This window comes from Acidithiobacillus sp. TH-A35, assembly GCF_057473505.1.
In genome coordinates this window covers 1-5,390 of the sequence record NZ_JBYCKR010000096.1, presented here as the reverse complement: position 1 = coordinate 5,390, position 5,390 = coordinate 1, and the positions used below count along the sequence as shown (strand labels likewise).

At 58.9% G+C, this 5,390-nt stretch carries 9 protein-coding genes and 1 pseudogene; 4 read left to right on the top strand and 6 right to left on the bottom strand.

The features are described from left to right. Positions 1-111 precede the first annotated feature (111 nt). From AC2VNK_RS03595 to AC2VNK_RS03575, 5 genes are read right to left on the bottom strand one after another with little or no spacing between them, the layout of a single operon-like run. Positions 112-441, bottom strand: coding sequence for a hypothetical protein (locus AC2VNK_RS03595; RefSeq protein WP_486882825.1), 330 nt, complete (start codon positions 439-441; stop codon positions 112-114). A gap of 23 nt (positions 442-464) precedes the next feature. After that, positions 465-644: a HypC/HybG/HupF family hydrogenase formation chaperone gene (locus AC2VNK_RS03590; protein ID WP_291521042.1), complete on the bottom strand. Its 180-nt coding sequence runs from the start codon at positions 642-644 to the stop codon at positions 465-467. Next, positions 613-756, bottom strand: coding sequence for a HypC/HybG/HupF family hydrogenase formation chaperone (locus AC2VNK_RS03585; RefSeq protein WP_486882824.1), 144 nt, complete (start codon positions 754-756; stop codon positions 613-615). Before AC2VNK_RS03585 ends, AC2VNK_RS03590 begins: the two co-directional genes overlap by 32 nt. After that, a complete protein-coding gene (gene hypF / locus AC2VNK_RS03580; RefSeq protein ID WP_486882823.1) occupies positions 747-3,158 on the bottom strand; it encodes a carbamoyltransferase HypF in 2,412 nt (803 codons plus the stop codon). Before hypF ends, AC2VNK_RS03585 begins: the two co-directional genes overlap by 10 nt. Positions 3,159-3,207: 49 nt before the next feature. Then, a complete protein-coding gene (locus AC2VNK_RS03575) occupies positions 3,208-3,363 on the bottom strand; it encodes a hypothetical protein (RefSeq protein ID WP_291521635.1) in 156 nt (51 codons plus the stop codon). A gap of 176 nt (positions 3,364-3,539) precedes the next feature. Between AC2VNK_RS03575 and AC2VNK_RS03570 the strand changes: the two genes are divergently transcribed. The 4 genes and pseudogenes from AC2VNK_RS03570 (at position 3,540) to AC2VNK_RS03555 (ending at position 5,109) form a co-directional block, all read left to right on the top strand. Beyond that, the gene (locus AC2VNK_RS03570; RefSeq protein ID WP_291521639.1) at positions 3,540-3,719 is read left to right on the top strand and encodes a hypothetical protein; all 180 of its coding nucleotides are present in this window, start codon (positions 3,540-3,542) and stop codon (positions 3,717-3,719) included. Beyond that, a pseudogene (locus AC2VNK_RS03565) lies at positions 3,638-3,978 on the top strand (sigma 54-interacting transcriptional regulator). The gene AC2VNK_RS03570 and the pseudogene AC2VNK_RS03565 overlap by 82 nt, the downstream one beginning before the upstream one ends. An 8-nt stretch (positions 3,979-3,986) precedes the next feature. Next, positions 3,987-4,136 (top strand): helix-turn-helix domain-containing protein, encoded by a 150-nt coding sequence (locus AC2VNK_RS03560; protein ID WP_486882822.1) that lies wholly within the window; start codon positions 3,987-3,989, stop codon positions 4,134-4,136. 10 nt (positions 4,137-4,146) lie between these two features. After that, positions 4,147-5,109, top strand: coding sequence for a CysB family HTH-type transcriptional regulator (locus AC2VNK_RS03555; RefSeq protein ID WP_486882821.1), 963 nt, complete (start codon positions 4,147-4,149; stop codon positions 5,107-5,109). 24 nt (positions 5,110-5,133) lie between these two features. Here the strand turns inward: AC2VNK_RS03555 and AC2VNK_RS03550 are convergent. Next, a partial coding sequence (locus AC2VNK_RS03550) for an alpha/beta hydrolase-fold protein (RefSeq protein ID WP_486882819.1) occupies positions 5,134-5,390 on the bottom strand: 257 nt, incomplete at its 5' end.

The following is a 5,390-nucleotide window of genomic DNA, read 5'->3' as shown; positions in this document are numbered from 1 at the left end:
GCAGAATCAATCCTTCGATCAGGTCCCGCATGGCTTTGCCACCACTGCCATGGGAAAGGTTGACGGCATCACCATGGGGTCTTTTGACGCGCGGTTGCGGATTTGCAGCCATCAGAACATCTCCTCTGCGGCAGCGGGGACCTCTGCCGACATCTTTCCGTAATTGAAATAAGCGGCACACGCCCCTTCTGAAGAAACCATCAAAGAGCCCAGCGGCATTTCCGGGGTGCAGGCCCCGCCAAAGACTTTGCATTCCCAGGGCGTTATGATCCCTTTGAGCACCTCTCCACACTGACACGCCTTGGGGTCAGCAATGGACAGATTGGGTACGGTAAAGCGGCGCTCGGCGTCGAAGGCCGCAAGGCGATCGCGGATCCTGACCCCGGAGTGGTCGATGGAGCCGAGCCCTCGCCACTCGAAGTACTCGCGAATCTCGAACACCTGATAGTTGCACCTCCCGGCGATTACGCCACAGGTTCCGTTCGCCCGGACTCCCGCATACGATCCATTTCCGATTGAGCTTCGCCCAGTTGCGTCAGCACGTCCAGCGTCATGGCCGCTTCCTCTTCGCTGATGCGACTCATGGCAAAGCCCACATGCACCAGCACCCATTCACCGACACAGGACTCCAGGATGCTCCGCATCGGCGATACAGGTGATGTTGACCTCCCGCCTTACCCCGTTGATTGCCACCTCCGCCCGTCGTTCCCGTGCGCTGATGATTTTCGTAATCTGTCCCGGGATCCCTAAATACATGACTCATACCCTCCTGCAAGATGATGCTGACCAGTGATGATTTGCGCGGCTCCAACCACGGCCTGACCGAAGGCCAGACCGCCGTCATTGGCAGGGATCAGATGCGGAACCAGGACCTCCAGCCCCTGGGATTTCAGCGCCTCCCGGGTCGCCCGCAGCAATGTCAGATTCTGAAAAACACCACCGGACAAGGCGACGGTGGATGTCCAGGGCGTAGCACCCAGGGCCTCCCTGAGCAATTGCGCCAAGCCAGCGGCGAAGCCTTTGTGGAAGCGCGCGGCAACGGTCGCCACCGGAACCCCGCCCTGGAGATCGCCCAGCAGGGGCTGCCACAGGGTCCGCGGATCCATCTGAATGAAGCCCTTTTCGCTTTCGACGATGCCAAAAGGGTAGCCCGGTTCAGCGGCGTCCTCGATGATATCCGGATCGACGCAGGCCTCCAGCAGCATGGCCGCCTGCCCTTCATAACTCACCCGGTCCATGCACAGGCCACAGACCGCGCTGACGGCGTCAAAAAGCCGCCCGGCGGAACTGCAAAGCGGCACGCCGACATTCCTATCCAGCATGTGCAGCAACTGCGCTACCGGCTTTTCGGACAGGTACTGCATGATGGCCAGATCAGCGAATTGTTGGCGTGCCACGGACCAGCCGAAGGTATCCGCAAGCTGCACAAAGGCATTACGCCACGGTTCGCGCATCGCGAGGCCACCTCCCGGCAGGGCGGAAGGCCGCAACCCGCCCAGGTGGCGGATTTCGCGGTAACTCACCTGCAAGCACTCACAACCCCACAAAGCGCCCCCATCGCCCAGACCCATGCCGTCCAGAGCCAGGGCGATGACCGGCGGATGCTCCAGCGGCAGGCCGTGTTCCGCCATGACCGCGGCAATATGGGCGTGGTGGTGTTGCACGGAAATCAGGGGGATATCGCCTTCCTCCGCCATCTCCATCCCCCACTTGCGCGACAGATATTCGGGATGGCGATCCACCACGACGGCCTCGGGCACATGCTGGAAGAGCCGGGCGTAGAGGGCCAGATTCCGGACAGTGTCGTCCCAGACCGCTGCCTGTTCGAGATCGCCCATGTGCTGGGAAAGGATGGCTTGTCCGTCCTTGATCAAACAGAAAGTGTTCTTGAGTTCCCCGCCTAGCGCCAGCAGGTCCGGTGACGCCCCGAAACCCGCGGGCAGTGGCAACGATTCCGGCGCATAGCCCCGCCCCCGGCGCAGGATCATGGCCTCATTCCCCGCCATCTGCACCACGGAATCATCGACGCGATTGATGATGGCCCGGTCATGGGTCAGCATCCAGTCGGTCACCCCCCGCAGGGTTCGGACGGCGGCCGTGTCGTCAATAACCTGTGGCGCGTCCGAGAGATTACCGCTCGTCAGTACGATCGGCCGGTCCATCCGGCGCAGCAGGAGATGATGCAGGGGGGTATAAGGCAGCATAAAACCAAGTCGGCGCATCCCCGGTGCAATACCGGCTGCCAGGGAATCGTTTTTCAGGCGATTCAGCAGCACGATGGGCGCCCGATGGGATTGCAGCAACTTCTCCTCTGCGCGACTCACTTGCGCATAGCGACGCAGGACGTCCAGATCCCTGGCCATCAACGCCAATGGCTTATGGGAGCGGTGTTTGCGCAGGCGCAAGGCGGACACCGCACTTTCATTCGTGGCATCGCAAGCAAGATGGAAGCCGCCGAGCCCTTTGATGAGCACGATCTCCCCGCGCTTGAGGAGGTTGGTCGCCGCGTCCACCGCGTCCAGTTGGGTATATCGATCGGCACTGAACGCGTGGCCATCCAGCCGGATGAGCCGGGCCTTCGGGCCGCAGGCATGGCAGGCCACCGGTTGCGCGTGGAAGCGCCGGTCTTCCGGACTTCCGTATTCCGCGCGGCAATCCCTGCAGAGCGGAAAGGCGCCCATGGAGGTATGGGCGCGATCGTAGGGGATGTCTTCGAGGATCGAGAAACGCGGACAACAGTGCGTGCAATTAGTGAAAGGGTAGCGATAACGCCGGTTGAAGGGGTCAAAAATCTCCTGCAGGCAGGCAGGACAGGTAGCGGCGTCTGGTACCACCCCCGTATGCACATGGCCGGACCGGCTGGCGCTGATCCCGAAAAGTCCCTCAGGAGGATCTTCGTGCAAATATCCGCGGACCATCTCGTCGATACGCGCAAGCGGGGGGGGTTCGTCGCGCAGGCGAGTCAGAAATCGATCCCGCTCTGTTGCAGGCCCCCAGATCCGGATCAGCACCCCTTCCCCATCGTTGCACACATCACCGGACAACCCGCAGTCGCGGGCAATGCGCCAAACCGCAGGACGGAAACCAACGCCCTGAACCAGTCCGCGCACCCGGACTTCCTCGCCTAGGGTTGCGACCCGGTCCGCGAGGGAATTCATGACCGCCGGTCCCAAAGCAGCACGCGATTGTTACCCGAGTCGGCAATAATCATGATTCGTCCCGCAGCAGAAAGCCCGTAGGGACAGCGCCGATACCAAAATCCGTCACTAGGTCGCAGGCGCCCGGCTCCTCCGCATGGAGAAAAAACATGATACTTCCAGAACAGCCCCCTACCTGAAGCCAAAGCACGCTCGCCACCGTCATGACCTCCTCTAAAATGGTCTTATGGGCACCATGCAAAACCTTAAGCAGAAATGATTGCGAAACAATCATAATGTTAAATAAGTGTCATGTTAGCGCATAGCAAGCCAGAGTAGTTTGTATCATTGCAAAGAAAGTTAATATACTTTGTGGAACCTCCCTTTCACACCGAGGTACACATGGAAGCAAGCCCGCGCGCGGTTCCAGCCATTTTGTTCGCCCTGACGGACAAGCAGGAAGCCCGCAACTTGAGCTGGACGCTGTCCACGCACTATGAATGCATCATCATCTCCAGCGGCGGCGAGGCACTGGCCCTCGCCAGCACCCATATAGTCGCGGCGCTTATACCGGGGCGCTGAGCGATCGTCTCGGCCTATTCTCCACGGCGGATGGCGATATGGTCCTGCTGGATGAAGTAGAAGACATGCCTGTCTCCCTGCAGGCCAATTTACTCCGCTTTCTGCATCCGGCGAAGCGAAACCGCTCGGCAGCGATAAAACGCATTATTCCGATATGCAGATCATCGCCGTCACCAATGTACCGCTCGACCAACTGGTGGAGCAGGCCAATTTCTGGCAGGATTTGTATAATTGTATGAATGGAAGAGAGCGCATTTAGAGGGACATATGGAAAGTCTGGAGCGTGGCATGATCATCTCCGCGCTGAAGCGTTTCCACGGCGATCAAAACCGTGCCGCCGAGGCACTCGGCTTCTTCCGGGTGGGCCTGGCCAACAAAATCAAACAGTACGCCATACTCACCAACCAGCCCGGATGAGCGACCGACCATGAACCTGCAACAACTTCGTTTCATCTGCGCGGTAGTACGCCAGAACTTCAATGCGTCGGCCGCGGCCGACAGCCTGTACACCTCTCAACCCGGGGTAAGCAAACAGATTCAACTCCTGGAAGATGAGATCAATGTGGCGCTTTTTGTGCGCAAAGGAAAACGCATAACCGGAATGACCCCGGCAGGTGAGCAGATATTCACTTTTGCACAACGGATAGTCGGTGATATCGAAAATATCCGAAAAGTGGGACAGGAGTTTTCCCAGGGAGATTGTGGCGAATTTGTGATCGCCACCACCCATACCCAAGCCCGATACAGCTTGCCCAGGGCGATAAAAACCTTTACGGAACGCTACCCAGGAGTTCAGTTGCGCCTGCGCCAGGGCAATCCTACCCAGATCGCGGAGATGCTTGCAGCGGGAGAGGCAGACGTGGCTATCGCAACGGAGTCATTAAATTCCTACGCGGGTCTTGTCGCCCTGCCCTGCTATCAGTGGAATCGCGCCGTTATCACACCCACCGGCCATCCGCTGCTGCAAAGCCAACCGCTGACGCTGGAAGCGGTTGCCGCCTATCCGATAGTAACCTATGACCAGGCCTTTGCGGGGCGTTCCCTGATCGACAAAACCTTTGCAGATCACGGCTTGTCCCCCAACATTGTACTTTCCGCCATAGACTCTGATGTCATCAAGGCATACGTGGAACTGGGGCTGGGTATAGGCATTGTCGCCAAAATGGCTTATGACCCTGCACGGGATATAAGGCTGGAGGTGATTGATGCGAGTCACCTGTTCGAACCCAGTATCGCTTACCTGGCGTTAAGGCAGGGAACGTATTTACGCGGGTATCTCTACACCTTCATAGAGTTATATGCGCCGCACCTCGATCGTAGCACGGTGGATAAGGCCCTGGATTCCACAGGTGCTTCCAGGGCCTTCTTGCCGTTGCCCTTCAGTTCATAATTCAAATCCGCAAGGCGGAAAATCTTAGTCGGCACAACCCAGCTTCAGGGCGTGGTACCGCAGATGGTCGGCTATATAAGTCTGGATAAACCAGTAGGAATGATCATAGCCCGGGTGCCGTCGCAGACGGAGTTGTTGCCCGGAAGCCTCTGCGGCGGCCTCCAGAGTCTCCGGTTTCAGTTGCGCCGCAAGGAAAGGATCCGCTTCTCCCTGATCCACCAGTATCCCGCCGGGGTAGGGACGCTGGCGCATCAGCATGCTGGCATCCCATTCCTGCCATT